This window comes from Acidobacteriota bacterium (assembly GCA_016716905.1).
In the GTDB taxonomy this organism is placed as follows: Bacteria; Acidobacteriota; Vicinamibacteria; order Vicinamibacterales; family SCN-69-37; genus SYFT01.
On the sequence record JADJUS010000022.1, the window covers coordinates 722,530 to 737,804 of the forward strand.

General features: G+C 65.0%; 15 protein-coding genes and 1 pseudogene. 7 read left to right on the forward strand and 9 right to left on the reverse strand.

Annotated features, from left to right (window positions below):
* Positions 1–32: 32 nt before the first annotated feature.
* From IPL75_19135 to IPL75_19155, 5 genes are all read right to left on the reverse strand, one after another.
* Entirely contained in the window at positions 33–632 is a 600-nt protein-coding gene (locus IPL75_19135; protein ID MBK9242312.1) for a hypothetical protein, read from the reverse strand.
* Between the two features lie 235 nt (positions 633–867).
* Positions 868–2,208: a dihydroorotase gene (locus IPL75_19140; protein MBK9242313.1), complete on the reverse strand. Its 1,341-nt coding sequence runs from the start codon at positions 2,206–2,208 to the stop codon at positions 868–870.
* Complete coding sequence (locus IPL75_19145) at positions 2,208–3,146, reverse strand: aspartate carbamoyltransferase catalytic subunit (protein ID MBK9242314.1); 939 nt, start codon at positions 3,144–3,146, stop codon at positions 2,208–2,210. Before IPL75_19145 ends, IPL75_19140 begins: the two co-directional genes overlap by 1 nt.
* Positions 3,143–3,688 carry a bifunctional pyr operon transcriptional regulator/uracil phosphoribosyltransferase PyrR gene (pyrR, locus tag IPL75_19150; protein ID MBK9242315.1) on the reverse strand — a complete coding sequence of 182 codons (546 nt, stop codon included), beginning with the start codon at positions 3,686–3,688 and terminating at the stop codon, positions 3,143–3,145. The genes IPL75_19145 and pyrR overlap by 4 nt, the downstream gene beginning before the upstream one ends.
* A 270-nt stretch (positions 3,689–3,958) precedes the next feature.
* A complete protein-coding gene (locus IPL75_19155) occupies positions 3,959–5,725 on the reverse strand; it encodes an alkaline phosphatase family protein (GenBank protein MBK9242316.1) in 1,767 nt (588 codons plus the stop codon).
* Between the two features lie 50 nt (positions 5,726–5,775).
* Here IPL75_19155 and IPL75_19160 point away from each other — a divergent pair, with 50 nt between their 5' ends.
* The 3 genes and pseudogenes from IPL75_19160 (at position 5,776) to pyrF (ending at position 8,276) form a co-directional block, all read left to right on the forward strand.
* Positions 5,776–6,606 carry a dihydroorotate dehydrogenase electron transfer subunit gene (locus IPL75_19160; GenBank protein ID MBK9242317.1) on the forward strand — a complete coding sequence of 277 codons (831 nt, stop codon included), beginning with the start codon at positions 5,776–5,778 and terminating at the stop codon, positions 6,604–6,606.
* Positions 6,606–7,517: a dihydroorotate dehydrogenase gene (locus IPL75_19165; protein MBK9242318.1), complete on the forward strand. Its 912-nt coding sequence runs from the start codon at positions 6,606–6,608 to the stop codon at positions 7,515–7,517. The genes IPL75_19160 and IPL75_19165 overlap by 1 nt, the downstream gene beginning before the upstream one ends.
* A pseudogene (pyrF, locus tag IPL75_19170) lies at positions 7,514–8,276 on the forward strand (orotidine-5'-phosphate decarboxylase). Before IPL75_19165 ends, pyrF begins: the two are co-directional and overlap by 4 nt.
* A gap of 60 nt (positions 8,277–8,336) precedes the next feature.
* Here pyrF and IPL75_19175 read toward each other — a convergent pair.
* Complete coding sequence (locus IPL75_19175) at positions 8,337–8,894, reverse strand: OmpA family protein (GenBank protein MBK9242319.1); 558 nt, start codon at positions 8,892–8,894, stop codon at positions 8,337–8,339.
* Positions 8,895–9,048: 154 nt separating this feature from the next.
* Here IPL75_19175 and IPL75_19180 point away from each other — a divergent pair, with 154 nt between their 5' ends.
* Positions 9,049–9,813, forward strand: a complete 765-nt coding sequence (locus IPL75_19180; GenBank protein ID MBK9242320.1) for a class I SAM-dependent methyltransferase — start codon at positions 9,049–9,051, stop codon at positions 9,811–9,813.
* 10 nt (positions 9,814–9,823) lie between these two features.
* Here IPL75_19180 and IPL75_19185 read toward each other — a convergent pair whose 3' ends face one another.
* A complete protein-coding gene (locus IPL75_19185) occupies positions 9,824–10,090 on the reverse strand; it encodes a hypothetical protein (GenBank protein ID MBK9242321.1) in 267 nt (88 codons plus the stop codon).
* Between the two features lie 33 nt (positions 10,091–10,123).
* On the opposite strand from IPL75_19185, the gene IPL75_19190 reads away from it, so the two are divergent.
* On the forward strand, positions 10,124–10,798 hold the full coding sequence (locus IPL75_19190; GenBank protein ID MBK9242322.1) for a PilZ domain-containing protein: 675 nt from the start codon (positions 10,124–10,126) through the stop codon (positions 10,796–10,798).
* A 134-nt stretch (positions 10,799–10,932) separates the two neighbouring features.
* On the opposite strand, the gene IPL75_19195 is transcribed toward IPL75_19190, so the two are convergent.
* Together IPL75_19195 and IPL75_19200 are read right to left on the reverse strand one after the other, a co-directional pair.
* Positions 10,933–12,885: a heavy metal translocating P-type ATPase gene (locus IPL75_19195; GenBank protein MBK9242323.1), complete on the reverse strand. Its 1,953-nt coding sequence runs from the start codon at positions 12,883–12,885 to the stop codon at positions 10,933–10,935.
* Positions 12,878–13,171 (reverse strand): winged helix-turn-helix transcriptional regulator, encoded by a 294-nt coding sequence (locus IPL75_19200; protein MBK9242324.1) that lies wholly within the window; start codon positions 13,169–13,171, stop codon positions 12,878–12,880. Before IPL75_19200 ends, IPL75_19195 begins: the two co-directional genes overlap by 8 nt.
* Positions 13,172–13,472: 301 nt before the next feature.
* On the opposite strand from IPL75_19200, the gene IPL75_19205 reads away from it, so the two are divergent.
* Entirely contained in the window at positions 13,473–14,519 is a 1,047-nt protein-coding gene (locus IPL75_19205; GenBank protein ID MBK9242325.1) for an ABC transporter ATP-binding protein, read from the forward strand.
* Entirely contained in the window at positions 14,512–15,273 is a 762-nt protein-coding gene (locus IPL75_19210) for an ABC transporter permease subunit (GenBank protein MBK9242326.1), read from the forward strand. Before IPL75_19205 ends, IPL75_19210 begins: the two co-directional genes overlap by 8 nt.
* The last annotated feature ends 2 nt before the right edge of the window (positions 15,274–15,275 follow it).

The following is a 15,275-nucleotide window of genomic DNA, read 5'->3' on the forward strand; positions in this document are numbered from 1 at the left end:
CGTTATCGGACCCTGGACTCTGGACCCTGGACTCAGAATGCCGCCACCGGAATCCCCTGGCGGCACAGCGGACAATTGGCCGCCGGGTAGTTTTCAGGCGCTGGGTACTCCGCGAGAGCGATGTTCGGCACACCAAGGTCCACCACCGCCTCGAGGCGATCACAAATCTGGACCGTCGCGATGACGATGCCGCCGGCGTCTTCGAGGAGAGCCTTGGCACGTTCGAACGTCTTGCCGGTATTCCTCACGTCGTCCACCAACAAGACGCGTTTGCCGCGCACCACTTCACGGTAGAACGTTCGCAGCACCATCGACCCGCTGTGGTCCACCGACAACGGGGCGAAGAAACACGCTGGGTGGCTGAGCGGCCGGTGGCCATCCAACAGGCCGGCAACGGTGTGCGCCAGGAGCGCACCGCCCATCACGGGCCCCGACACCACCTCGGTCGCGTTCACCAAATCGATCGGGAGCTTGGCGATCAGATCCTGCGCCACACGCCAGATCGTCCCTGGCTGCTGGAACAACCGGTGGGGATTGAGATAGGCCGTGCCGTGGTAACCGTTGCCATAATCAAAATGGCTCTCCACCATCAGGACACCAAGCGATTTCAGTTCATTAAGCGATGTAGTCATATGCGATCAAGCACCTGTGTTGCGTCTGCGTAATGGCGAAATGTCACAAATGTCCGAAATGGCGAAATGTCTGCAGTGCGGGAATGGCAAAATGCCCAAATGTCCAAGGCGCGCAATTGGCGAATGACCTTGGAGCAGCAGATTCAACCATTGGAGGGCAAAGACATTCGAGCATTCTTCCCTGCATTGGTTTGTCCGGCATTTCGCCATTTCGGACATTTGTGACATTTCGCCATTACGTTGCGGCCGCAAAGCGCTCGGCCCCTGGCACGGTCGGGTTTGTATACAAGACTCGGCCGCTCACCACGGTCGCAGCAGTCGCGCCGCGGAGCTGCCAGCCGTCGAACGGTGAATTTTTCGACTTCGACACGAGCGCGGCTGTGCGGACCGTGACGGGCGCGTCCGGAGCCAGCACAGTGAGGTCCGCAGGCGCGCCGATCGTGATGGTGCCGCCGGGAATCTTCAGCAGCGACGCCGGGTTCGCTGACAGCAGCTCAACGAAACGTGACAGCGAAATCACGCCGGCGTGCACCAGACGGTCCAGGCACAGCGGCACACATGTTTCAAGGCCGACGATGCCGAAGGGGGCGCGGTCGAATTCGAGCGCCTTCTCGTCGGCGTGATGCGGGGCGTGGTCGGTGGAAATGATGTCCACGGACCCGTCCCGCAGTCCTTCGATCATCGCAAGGCGATCGGCCTCTTCGCGCAGGGGCGGATTCATCTTCAGGTTCGTGTTGTAACCCGCGCCGTCCTTGAGCGCCTCGTCAGTGAGCGTGAAGTGATGCGGCGCCACTTCGCAGGTCACACGGACACCGCGCGACTTCCCATCGCGCACCGCCCTCATCGTCTGCCTCGCGCTCATGTGAGCCACGTGGATGCGGCCACCGGTGAGTTCCGCCAGGCTGATGTCGCGCTCGGCCATGATCGACTCGGCCACACCTGGAATGCCGCGCAGGCCGAGCATCGCCGCCACCGCGCCTTCGTGGGCCACACCATCACCCTTGAGCGACGGATCTTCGCAATGCTCGATGATCGGCACGTCGAACATCCCCGCGTACTCCAGCGCCCGGCGCATCAGCAACGCCGTCGCCACCGGCTTGCCGTCGTCTGTGAACGCCACGCAGCCGGCGGCGCGCAGGTCGCCCATCTCGGTCATCTGGTCACCCATGGAGCCGAGCGAGACAGCGCCGATCGGATAGACACGCGCGAAGCCGGCTTCGGCCGCGCGCTTCAGGATGAACTGGGTCACCGAGGCCGAGTCGTTGACGGGGTCGGTGTTCGGCATACACGCGACGCCGGTGAACCCGCCGACGACCGCCGACCAGGTGCCGGTGGCAATCGTTTCTTTGTGCTCCTGACCCGGCTCGCGCAAGTGCACGTGCATGTCGATGAGCCCCGGCGTGATGACGAAGCCGGAGGGCACATCCACCACACGCGCACCGTCGAGCGGCAGGTCTTTACCAATCGCCGCGACCAAACCGTTCTCAATGCGGATATCAAAGTGGCCGTCACGACCCGCCCGTGGATCCACGACCCGGCCGCCCTTGAGCACGTACGCGGTTGTTGCTTGAGCCATTACGTCAATTCCTCGCCCGCCAGCAGGTACAACACGGCCATGCGCACGGCCACGCCGTTGGCCACCTGATCCAGAATCACCGACCACGGCCCATCCGCCACAGCCGAATCAATTTCAACGCCCCGGTTCATTGGTCCGGGATGCATGACGATCACATCGGAGGCCGCGTGTTCGAGTCGCGCGGGCGTCAAGCCGAACAAGTTGAAGTACTCGCGCAGCGACGGCAGGAAGAGGCCGTGCATCCGCTCGTGCTGCACCCGCAGCATCATCACGACGTCGGCGTCTTTCACCGCTTCGTCAATCGAGGTGGTGACATGCACGCCCAGCGCTTTGAGTCCCAGCGGAATCAACGTCGCCGGCCCGCACGCGCGCACTTCGGCGCCCATCCTTGTCAGCAGCAATACGTTGGACCGCAACACGCGGCTGTGCAGCAGGTCGCCCACGATGGCCACCTTGAGTCCGGCCAGCCGCCCCTTTCGCTCCCGCATCGTCAAGGCATCGAGCAGGGCCTGGGTGGGATGTTCGTGGGTGCCGTCGCCGGCGTTCACGATGCCCGCCTTGCAGATGGTGGACAGCAGATGCGGTGAGCCAGAGGCCGCGTGGCGAATGACGATGAGGTCGGGCGACATGGCTTCGAGGGTGCGAGCGGTATCGGCGAGGGTTTCGCCCTTGGTGACGCTCGAGCCGGCGGTGGTGATGCCCATCGTGTCGGCGCTCAGTCGCTTTTCGGCGAGTTCGAAGGACAGCCGTGTGCGGGTGCTGGCCTCGAAGAACAGGTTCACCACGGTGCGCCCGCGGAGGGCCGGAACTTTCTTGATCGTGCGGGTGCCGATTTCTTTCATCGCCACTGCAGTGTCGAGAATCAGCTCGATCTCGTCCGGATCCAGGTCGGCAATGCCCAGCAGGTGTCGGCTTCGGAGGCGTGTGGCCGCGCTCATGACGCACCTTCCACTTCGTCTACTTCCACTTCGTCGCGACCGTCGATCTCGAGCAGCCTGACTTGCACGCTCTGCTGACGCGAGGTCGGCACGTTACGACCGACGTAGTCGGCTCGAATCGGCAGTTCGCGATGGCCGCGGTCTACCAGGACGACCAACTGGATGGCATTGGGCCGGCCGAAGTCGATGAGCGCATCGAGGGCGGCGCGAATCGTCCGCCCCGTGTACAGCACGTCGTCGACCAGGATGATGGTGCGGCCGTCGATTGAAAACGGAATGTCGGTGCGCCGCAGAATCGGCTGGGGCCCCACCTGATGTTTCATCAGGTCATCGCGGTACAGGGTGATGTCGAGGGAGCCGGTGGGCACGTCCTGGCCGCCGGCGGTTTTGAGATTCGCGGCCAACCGTTCGGCGAGCGGCACACCACGGGCACGGATCCCAATGAGGGCCAGGTTATCGGCACCGCGATTGCGTTCGAGAATTTCGTGCGCGATACGCATCAGGCTTCGCCCGACGCGGTCGGCATCCATCACGATAGGCATGTCTTCCCCTCTTTGCGGCCTCTCGGGACCGCGTTAAAGAGCGGAGGTCAGTTTACCACGTCGGGGTCCTGGAGTCCTGGGGTCCAGAGTCCAGGGTCCAGGGTCCTGAGCTCGCGTTGTCAGACGGTTGACGATTCGTCGTGGTGGCTCGACTGCGAGCGACGCGACTCACGACAGTCCAAGAAGCACCGCGCAAGGGGGTGAGGTGTTTCTTCCGCGTCGACGAGCCGGAGAGCCACCACGACGAATCGGCGACCGACTGACAAGCGCTCACCGCTCGTGAGTGGAGATATAGGTTACCGGGTGCTCGCGGCGGAACGAGCGGACGAACATGTCCGAGCGCGCGAAGCCGTCCATGTCGCGCCCCACCGGCAGGCCGAGGTAATACAGCACCGTGGGCGCGACGTCCACGATGGCGCCGCGAGGGAGTTCGGCGTGAAAGACCTGCGAGCCGTGCGCGATGATGAAGCCATCGGGCGCACCTTCGTGGCTGCCCGTCGGGTCCGCCTGACGAAGGAGCCGCGCCAGGAGGCGCTTGGACAGACTCACGCGCTCCATGCCGAAGCCCGACACAACCAGAAGCAGGTCACCAGGCGCCTGGCGATCGATCACGCGCCCGATGTCCGCATCAATCTCGTCGTAGTAGGCATCGAGGAGCGCCACGCCGGCTGCCGCCTCTGGTGTGACGCGCGCGGGCCGCCCCGGGCCGGCACTGCCCCAATGCTGATGCGAGAGCGGGTCGATACCCTGATATCGCAGCGCGGTCACCCGGGGCGCGAACTGCGGCTCCAGGCGCCTGGCCACATCGCGGTACACGCGATCCCACCGCGCAGGCAAGCCCCCGTCGGCTTCAACTTCGGCCGGGGGCGTCACGGGGGAGTCGGCGCTGGCCCACCCCGAAAACTCCTCGGCATCAAAGACCTCGCGGGCGATTTCCACGGCGCTTGACGGCACACCGGCGCGCGCGTCGGCAAGCCGCAGCGGTGAGCTGGTGCCGCGATGGAAGCGATCGGAAATGAGGTACCCGCGCGAAAGCCGGGCGGGATACGTGAGCGGCCAACGGACAATCCCAGACGCGAAGCCGTAGTCGGCCGCAATGTCCCAGAACGTGCGCGCACGCACCGACTCGGCGGTGGCGGCGCCTTCGATCACGTAACCCTGCTGAATCAGGCCGTACGCAAAACAGTAGTCGGGGAGCAAGTCTACTGGATCGTCTTCGTCGGCTTCGATGCGAAACACCGCGTTTGAGCGCACGCCGCTCTTGGACGGGTACTTTCCGGTGGCCGCCGCGGCCCACACCGGTTCGGCCTGCGTCGGCTTGAGCGTGGCGAGGTCCATGACCGCGCCGCGATCGAGGATGCGGCCAAAGTTTGGCAACTGCCCGGCTGCCACGCGTTCGCGCACCAGACTCAACGACGCACCGTCGAGCAGGATCATGTGGACGCGCGGTCCCATCTGCGCCAGCACGGTGTCGCCACGCGGTGGCGGCGACGTGGCACGCGGCACCGCCGGCACGGGCAGGTCACCAGGGCCGCGGAACCACAGCGGGACCACCACTGACGCGATCAGTGTCACGGTGAGGAGGACGCCGGCCGCGCGTGTGCCCGAGCGCCCAAACGAATACCGCAAGGCCACGACACCAACGAGCACCACGGCAATCACCGTCTGGGCCACGGCTGCGCTCCACATGCGCGCGGCCGTCAACTCGCCGAGCACCGCCCTGAAGCCCTGCAGGTTGCCCCAAATCACGAGCGCCGTCGCCGCAGCAAACGCAGCGCCCAGCCAGGCCAGCATCCGGACACTCAACCATCCGGGCTTCAGCGGTCGCGACGCCAGGACCTCGCGGATCAGGATGATCAGATACACAGCCACCGTCAGAGGCAGCCCGTAATACGCCACCAGAGCCAGAAACCACTGGCCGGATGTTCGGGAAAACAGCGGGACCTGCGGATTGATCAGGAGGACGACCACCGCGAGATAGACCGCGCCGAGTACGCCACCGAGTATGGCGTTGGTCAACATCCTCAGGTAGCGCATGGGCGTCCCAATTTTAGTCTCGGAACCCATGGTCGTATACTTTCCTGCTGATGCCTGTTGATATCCCAGCCGCAGTGATTGGCAACACGCGGCTGACACCCGAGTACAACGTATTGTCGTTGGCCGCCCCTGGCGTGGCCGAACACGCCGCCCCCGGACAGTTCGTCATGGTGAAGACCGCACCCGGCCTGGACCCATTGCTGCGGCGGCCGTTTTCGATCTTCGAGATCCTGCGCGACGCGTCGGGCGCGCCCGTGGGTATCAGCCTCCTGAACAAACGTGTGGGTGTCGGCACGTCGCTGCTCTACGACGCGCGCGATGGCGATCGCATCGACTGCCTGGGTCCGCTCGGCAAACCGTTTGAGCCGGTTGACCCACCTGCAGAAGCGTGGATGGTGGCCGGCGGCGTCGGCTTGGCGCCCTTTGCCACGCTGGCCCAGGCGCTGGCGGCACGCGGCACGTCCATGACGCTCTTCTACGGCGGACGAAGCGCGACAGACCTGTTCCACGAATCGTTTTTTACCGGTCTCGGCGCGACGCTGGTGATCACAACCGAAGATGGCAGTCGCGGCGAACGCGGGCGCGTGACCCTGCCGCTCGAACGCGCGCTTGCGGCGCGCGCAGCCAACCAGCCGGTCACGCTGTACGCGTGCGGGCCAACCCCGATGATGCGCGCCGTGGCAGACCTTGGCGCCACGCACGCACGGCCCACGTTCGTCTCGCTCGAACCCGTGATGGGTTGCGGCATGGGCGGGTGCTACAGCTGCGTGGTGCGGGTGACGCGGCCCGGCGGCACTCATTTCGTCCGCTCGTGTATTGAGGGTCCCGTGTTTGATGCGGCCTCAGTCGTGTGGGACGCGCTGAAAGGGGGGCACCACTAATGGCCGACCTTTCCGTCAAAATCGGTTCGCTCACGCTGAAGAACCCCGTCATCGCCGCCTCCGGGTGCTTCGGCTACGGTCTTGAGTACGCGTCGGCGGTGGACATTTCCGCCCTGGGCGGCGTCGCCGTCAAGGGCCTCTTTCTCAACGAGCGCGAAGGCCATGCCCCACCGCGCATTGTCGAGACTCCAGCCGGCATGCTCAACGCGATCGGCCTTCAGGGCATCGGCGTGCACAGGTTCGTTAAGGAGAAGCTTCCCGAGCTCAGGCGCCTTGGCGTCACGACCATCGTCAACGTCTGCGGGTCCACGATCGACGAGTACTGCGAGGTCACCCGCGTGCTGTCTGATGCCGAAGGGGTTGGTGCGATCGAGCTGAACATCTCGTGCCCGAATATCAAAGAGGGCGGCATCCAGTTTGGCTGCAGCCTCACGGGCACGTACGACGTGGTAAGCGCCGTGCGGAAGGTCACATCGTTGCCGCTCGTGCCGAAGCTCACGCCAAACGTGACCGACCCGGCGTCGTTTGCACGCGCGTCCGAAGACGCGGGCGCGGACGCCATCTCGCTGGTCAACACGTTTCTGGCGATGGCCATCGATGTCGAGACGCGCAAGCCGAAACTCACCAACGTGATGGGCGGCCTGTCGGGACCGGCGATCCGGCCGATCGCGGTGCGTATGGTGTGGGAATGCCGGCAGGCAGTGAAGCTGCCGATCATCGGCATGGGCGGCATCGCCAATGCCACCGATGCGCTGGAGTTCATCATCGCGGGCGCCGACGCCGTGCAGGTGGGCACGGCCAACTTTGTGTATCCCACGCTGTGGGCAGACATGATTGACGGGATTGACAAGTATCTGGATCGACACGGGATTGCGCGTGTTGCCGATCTCGTCGGAAAGATGGAGCGATGAACCCAATATTGATTGCGCTGGACGTGCCGACGGCCGCCACCGCATTGGCCTTGACTGACACGCTTCGCGGCAGCGTGGGCGGCTACAAGATTGGCAGCCAGTTGTTCACCGCAGAGGGACCGTCCATCGTACGCACACTCGCCGAGCGGGGCGACAAGGTTTTCCTCGACCTGAAGTTCCACGACATTCCGAACACCGTGGCAGGCGCGATCGAGTCTGCGAGCCACTTGGGCGCGTGGATGATGAACGTCCATGCGTCGGGTGGCCAGGCGATGATGAGCGCGGCCGCGGAAGGCCGCCGACCGCGCGGCGACCGCCGGACGTCCCCGCCCGTTGGTGATTGCCGTGACGGTGCTCACGAGCATGAGCGCCGAAGTCCTCGCAAGCGTCGGCGTCCATCGATCGCCAGCCGAACAGGTGGTGCATCTCGCGTTGATGGCCAAGGCCTCCGGGATGGACGGCGTGGTGGCCTCCCCCCTCGAAACAGCCGCGATCCGCAACGCCTGCGGCCCCGACTTCCTCATCGTCACGCCTGGAATTCGCGGAGGCAGCGCGGAACAGACAACCGGCCGACAGGATCAGTCACGCACGATGGCACCGGGCGACGCGATGCGCGCAGGCGCGAGCTACCTTGTTGTGGGACGGCCGATAACTGGAGCGAGCGATCCGCGATCGGCGGCACAGGCGATCATCGAGGAATTGAGGGGGACGGGTCTGTTTTCCACAGATCCAGCCAAAAAAGGGACAGGCCCCATATAGGTTCCCCTACTGAGGCCTGTCCCCTTTTTGACCGGATCTGTGGAAAACAGACCCGTCCCCTTATTTTGCCGTGATTACGAACTGTCCGCGCCGGTTCGCCTGGAAGCAGGTTTCCGTCTCGTCCATGCACGTGGGCTGTTCTTCGCCCTTGCTCACGATGCTGACGCGCGCGGCGGCCACGCCCAGGCCCACGAGGTAGTCGCGCACGGACGCCGCACGGCGCTCGCCGAGCGCGAGGTTGTATTCGTTCGTGCCGCGCGAGTCGGCGTGCCCCTCCACCGTGACGCGCGTTGACGTCCAACGCATCATCCACGTGGAGTTCTTCTGGAGGCTGGCCTTGCCGGCGTCGCTCAAGTCCGCGCTGTCGTACGCGAAAAACACTGTATCGAGCGGCTTCTGCTGATTCAGCGCGTCCAGCGTCCAGCTCGCAAACACCTCGTCCTCAGTCGGCACAGGCGCAGCCTGTGGAACCGGTGGCGGCGGTGGTGGAGTCTGGGGCGGCGGCGCCTGCGGCGGCGGGGCCGCGACAACGGCTGGTGGTGGAGGCGGTGCAGGCGTCGGCGGCACAACCTTGGCGCCGCAGGCAACGGTGACGGCCAGTGCGCCCGCTGCGAGCACCCCCGAGGTGATTCTAAAAGAGTCTCGATACATCCACATTCTCCCGTGACGTCGTCATTGAGGTTTTCAGACCTGCCGAGCTTACAAACCCACGCCAGATGTGTCAACGACGAACGAAAGCGAAATCGCGATCTCCCCCCTACAATGGAGCCCGATGCACACGATTGACCCCCTGGACGCCATGGACGCAATGCTCACCGCCACGGCGCGTGCCGAGGATGACCATTTCTGGTTCAGGGGCCTGCGTCGCTCGGCGCGCATCATGCTCGATGCCGCCCTGGAGGGCCGCCGGTTGGGGCAGATCGTAGATTGTGGCGCGGGAACCGGCCGCAACCTGGACTGGCTTCGCGAGTACGGCCCGGTCGTGGGCATCGAGCGCTCACCCACGGGCCTTGGGGTGGCACGGGCGCACGGACGCCTCATCGTGCAGGCCACCGTGGCGGCGCTCCCATTGCCGTCTACATCGGTGGACCTGGCCACCTCGTTTGATGTGCTCTATTGCCTGCCGGAAGCCGACGAGCGCGCGGCACTTGCCGAGATGGCGCGAGTGCTTCGGCCCGGCGGGTTGGCGCTGGTCAATGTGGCCGCGCTGGACATGCTGCACGGGGCCCATTCGACGCTGACGCGCGAACTGCGCCGCTACAGCCGGGCCCGGCTGCGCAGCCGATTGGAAGACGCGGGATTCACGGTTGACCGGATGTCGTTCACGAACTTCTCGACGTTCCCAGCGACGCTGGCCGTTCGGGCATTCGATCGATGGTCGGGCCGCGCGGCACAGGCGTCGGACGCGGAACTGCGGGTGCCGTCACCGCCCATCAACCGGACCCTGGACCTGGCGCTTGCGGCCGAGGCCCAGGTCATGCGCTACATGAACCTGCCTGTGGGCACATCACTGATGTGCCTGGCGCATAAACGCTGAACGCGACGGACTATTCGTCCCAGTCGTCGCCGTCGGCGTCGTCGTCTTCATCATCGGCAACGTCGTCGTCACCTTCAGCGGCGTCGGCCTTTTCCTCTGCCTCTTCTTCTTCATCGTCGTCTTCTTCATCGTCCGACTCGAATTCGAGCGGATCGATGGACGCGAGTCGAAGGTTGCTGGCGCAGCCGTCACAGACCCACGGATCGCCGACCTCCATCTCTTCGAGGTCCGTTTCGTCGATCTTGATTTCGATATCGCATTCCGGGCAGGTCACCATAAACTCTCCTCCGACTTCAGACCGCGATTATAAATGATGCCGGACAAGATTATTCTGATCGCGCATCGCGATGCCGATGTGCGCCACCGATTTTCCTCGGCGCTGGCCGAGGCACGTCACACGCCCGTCATGGCGGCCACTGCGGCGGCGGCCGACCTGGCCGCGCGGGATTCGGCCCGGCCCGTCAGCCTGGCGCTGATTGATGCGGGCCTGCGCGAAGACGCGCCGTCGTGGATTCTTACGCTGCGCGGAGACATGGCGCGGCCGGTACTCGTGTTTGCGGGCAGTGTGGCGTCGTCGGCCGACGCCCGCGCGCTGCTGGCCGTCCCGATCGCCGGCTACATCAACGAACATGCGTCACCGGCCCAGATTTTACCCGCGCTCGCGCCCCATCTGTTTCCAGCCAGCTTCGATCGCCGACTGAGCGTGCGAGTGCCCTTGGGCATTCCGGTGTCGTATCGCGCCGGCCAGACGATTGCGACGGCTGTCACGCTGAACCTTGGCCGGGGCGGCCTGGCCGTTCGCACGCTGAGTCCCCTCAGTCCGGGGACCCTGGTCGACGTGAAGTTCAGAGTGCCGGGCAGGTCCGAGATCGAAGCGCGCGGCCGCGTGGTGTGGTCCGACCGCGCGGCCGGCATGGGCATTCAGTTCGAGTTCATGTCGGCGAGCGACCAGCAGGTCATTGACGGACTGACCGGAAATTCGTAGCGCGCCGTGGTGCGCGCATTTCGTAGCGCGCGCGGGGGCACGCATTTCGTAGCGCGGCGTGCACTTCAACGCCGCGGAACTTGGCGGCCTTGAGGTTCAGGCCGCCCTACGAGGAAACTGACACCCAGGCCGCCCTACGAGGAACGCCGCGACAACAAACCCGTGCCACGCAGGCCGTTGGCGACCACGAGCAGGGACGCGCCGGTATCGGCGAGCACGGCCATCCAGAGCGTGGCGAGGCCCAAGGCGGCGAGGGCGACAAACGCGAGCTTGAGGCCGAGCGCGATGGCCACGTTCACTCGAATGGTCTGCACCGTGGCGCGACCGAGACGGACGGCGAACGGCAGCTTGGATAAGTCGTCGGACATCAGTGCCACGTCCGCAGTCTCAAGCGCCACGTCGGTGCCGGCAGCACCCATGGCGATGCCGACATCGGCGGTGGCGAGCGCCGGCGCGTCGTTGATGCCGTCTCCGACCATCGCCACCGTGCCGTGCTCGCGCTGCAGCATCTGCACGAGCGTCACCTTGTCGGCCGGCATCAGGTCCGCGTACACCTCGTCAACGCCAGATGCCTTGCGAATCATCTCGGCCGACCGCCGCGTGTCGCCCGTGAGCAGCACCACATGTTCCACGCCCGCGTCACGCAGCGACTGCACCACTGAGGTGCTGCCTGCACGCGGTTGGTCGGCAAGCCCAATCACGCCGAGCGCGGCGCCGTCGCGACCAATGAACACCGGCGTGCTGCCGCTCGCCTCGATCTCCGCCATGCGCGCGTGAACGGCATCGGTGCAAAGCTCGCGCGATTCGAAGAACCTGTGACTGCCGATGACGGCCACGGACGCGGCCACCAGCGCCTCAGCGCCAAGGCCAGGCAACGCGCGGAACCGTTCGCCCGCGGTGACATCCAGACCCGCATCGCGCGCGCGGCCGACAATGGCGCGGCCGATGGGATGTTCGGAACGCGCCTCAAGCGATGCGGCCACCGAGAGCACGTCCTCTGCGCTGGCGCCGTTGACGCCGAGGACATCCGTGACGGACACGCGACCGTCGGTCAAGGTGCCGGTCTTGTCGAAGGCCACGCAGCGGACCGCGGCCAGGCGTTCGAGGCCGGCGCCGCCCTTGATGAGCACACCGGCGCGCGCCGCCACTGTCAGAGCCGACACCACGGTCACGGGCGTTGAGATCACAAGCGCGCAGGGGCACGCGACAACAAGCAGCACCAGGGCTCGATACGCCCAGGTGCCCCATTCCCCGCCTGCCAGCGACAGCGCTTCCACCGAGCCGATCACCGGCGGCACCACCGCGATCAATACGGCCAGGGCGACCACGGCGGGCGTGTACCGTCGCGCGAAGGTTTCCACCAGCGTCTGCGTCGGCGCTCGCTGTGCTTGCGCCTGCTCAACCATGTGCACGATGCGGGCGATGGTGCTGTCCTGTGCCAGGCGCGTCACGCGCACATCGAGTGAGCCGTTGCCGTTAATGCTGCCGGCGAACACGCTGTCACCCGCCACCTTTTCGACGGGAAACGACTCGCCGGTGACCGGCGCCTGGTTCAGCGCGGACTCGCCGGAAACGACAATGGCGTCGACGGGGACCTTTTCGCCAGGCCGCACGAGCACGATGTCGCCAAGCACGAGCTGCGCGACAGGCACGGTGGTCACCGTTCCATCCCTGCGCACCAAGGCCTCGCTGGGCGCCATGGTCATCAGGTCGCGAATCGCGCGGCGGGCACGAGCCATGGTCCGTGACTCGAGCCACTCGGAAACGCCGAACAGCCAGATGACGGTGGCGGCTTCGAGCCACTCCCCAAGGATGAGTGCGCCGACCACGGCAATGACCATCAGCACATGGATGTCGAGCACACGGCGTTGCACCGAGCGCCAGGCGTTGCGAGCCGGCCCGGGAATGGTGAGGACGATGGCGAGGGCGTAGAGCGCGAAGGCCCAGCCGTCATATCCCAGCGAGGAGAGGCCGCCACCCAGGGCGATGGCAGCGCCCCCCGCAGCCATGGTGGCGGTCAGGCGCGCGGCCGGTGGCGGAGGCGCCGCAGGCGAGCAGGCGTCGCCGCCACAACAGGCGTCACTCACGGTGTCCCCTCTTCGAGTGCGAGGGTTCCATGACGTGTTTTCGCGTGTCCTGGAGCAGACCGATTACATGGTGGTCATCCAGTGAATAAAAGGCCAGGCGCCCGGTCCGGCGGACTCGGACCAGCCTCGCCGTGCGCAGCAGCCGCAATTGATGCGAAACGGCCGACTCGGACAGGCTGACCAGGCTCGCCAAATCGCACACACACCGTTCGCCGTGTGACAGGGCGTCGAGCATCCGGACCCTCGTGGGGTCGCCGAGCAGCTTGAACACCTCGGCCACCGACATCAGGACGGGGCCCGTCAGCAGCTTGGCCCGGATGCGCTCGAGCAGTTCCGGGTCTGAGGTGTGGGGTTCGGCGCAGGTGGCGTTCACCACCCATTGATATATGAGCACTTGTTCATATGTCAAGATAGGTACCTAAAACGACCTCTGAGGTCGGTTGCTTTCTTCAGAGGGGAAAAAGAAACCGACCTCAGAGGTCGTTTTCGGCGTCGAGTTGAACGCAAAGGCCTCTCCGACTACGATCAACCTCTTAATTCATCGACCGACGGCCTCGCCGTCGCGTCTGACAACGCGGAGAGTACTGATGATCGAGGTTCAACACCTCACGAAACGCTACGGGCCTTTCACGGCGGTGGACGATGTCAGCTTCCGGGCCGAAAAGGGCGAAATCCTCGGGTTGCTCGGGCCGAACGGCGCGGGCAAGACCACGACGATGCGGGTACTGACGGGCTACATGCCGGCCACCGAAGGGTCGGCCACGGTCGCCGGTTACGACGTCTTCGCGAATCCCATCGAGGCCAAGCGCAGGGTCGGCTACCTCCCGGAAACGCCGCCGCTCTATCCCGACATGACGGTGCGCGAGTACCTCACGTTTGTAGCGAAGCTCAAGTTGCCGGCCTCGGTGTCGAAGTCCGAACGGATTTCGCGGGTCAACGGCGTGATGACGAAGACCAACATCACGGACATGGCCAACCGCCATTGCGCGAAGCTCTCAAAGGGCTACAAACAGCGCGTCGGCCTGGCGCAGGCGCTGATTCACGACCCGGAAGTGCTCATCCTCGACGAGCCCACCGCGGGCCTGGACCCGAAACAGATCATCGAAGTGCGCGACCTGATTCGCGCGCTCGCCGGCAATCACACGGTGGTGCTGAGCACGCACATCCTCCCCGAGGTGTCACAGACGTGCCAACGCGTGGTCATCATCAATCGCGGCCGCGTAGTGGCCGTGGATACCCCGGACAACCTGACGCAGCAGTTGAAGGGATCGGCCACGTTGTATGTGCAGGTGGACGCCGCTGGTGCTGACGCCGCGGCGGCCCTGTCGGCCATCGCCGGTGTGCGCCAGGTGTCTGAGCACGATCGTCACGAACAGTTGGTGGGCTTCGAAGTGGCCTCCGACACCGAGCGCGACATCCGACGCGACGTGGCGCGCATGGTCGTGGACAAGGGTTGGGGCCTGCTCGAACTGCGGCCCCTGCGACTGAGCCTGGAGGACATCTTCCTGCAGTTGACGACGGATGAGGCAATCGCCGGGTCTAAAGACCCGGCCTCCGAGGATCGCGGAAACCCGGCCCCCATCGCCGGGTCTGAAGACCCGGCCTCCGCACACCAGGAGACTCCCAATGCGTAATGTCCTTACTATCGCCGGCAAGGAATTGCGCGGCTTCTTCGCCTCGCCGATGGGCTGGATCGTCATGGGCCTCTTCGCCCTGCTCTTCGGCTACTTCTTCCTGGCGCATCTGGACTACTTCGTCGGCCAGAGCATGCAGGCGCAGCAGGGTGGCGGGCCGATCAACGTAAACCAGTTCATGATTCGGCCGCTCCTGCAGAACGTGGCGCTCATCAACCTCTTCCTGTTGCCGATGATCACGATGCGGGCGTACGCGGAAGAGAAGCGGTCGGGCACGATCGAGTTGTTGCTCACCTCACCGGTGACCGACGTGCAGATCATCCTGGGCAAGTTCCTCGGGGTGCTGGGCTTCTACGCGGCGCTCCTGGGAGTGACGATGGTCTACATCGGCATCCTGTTTGTGTTCGGCAACCCCGAATGGAAACCGGTGTTGACCGGCTACTTCGGCCTGCTGCTCATGGGTGGATGCTTCCTCTCAGTGGGTCTCTTCATTTCGAGCACGACGAAGAACCAGGTCGTGGCCGGCGCGGCCACCTTCGTGGTCTTCCTGCTGCTGTGGATCATCAGCTGGCTCGGCCAAAGTGCCGGCCCTGCGGTGGCGAGCCTGCTGGACTACCTGTCGATCGTCTGGCACTTCGATGACTTCGGGAAGGGCGTCATCGACACCAAACACGTGATCTACTACCTGAGTTTCATCACCTTCGGACTCTTCCTCACCCTGAAGTCCGTGGACACTGAACGGTGGAGGGGCTGATC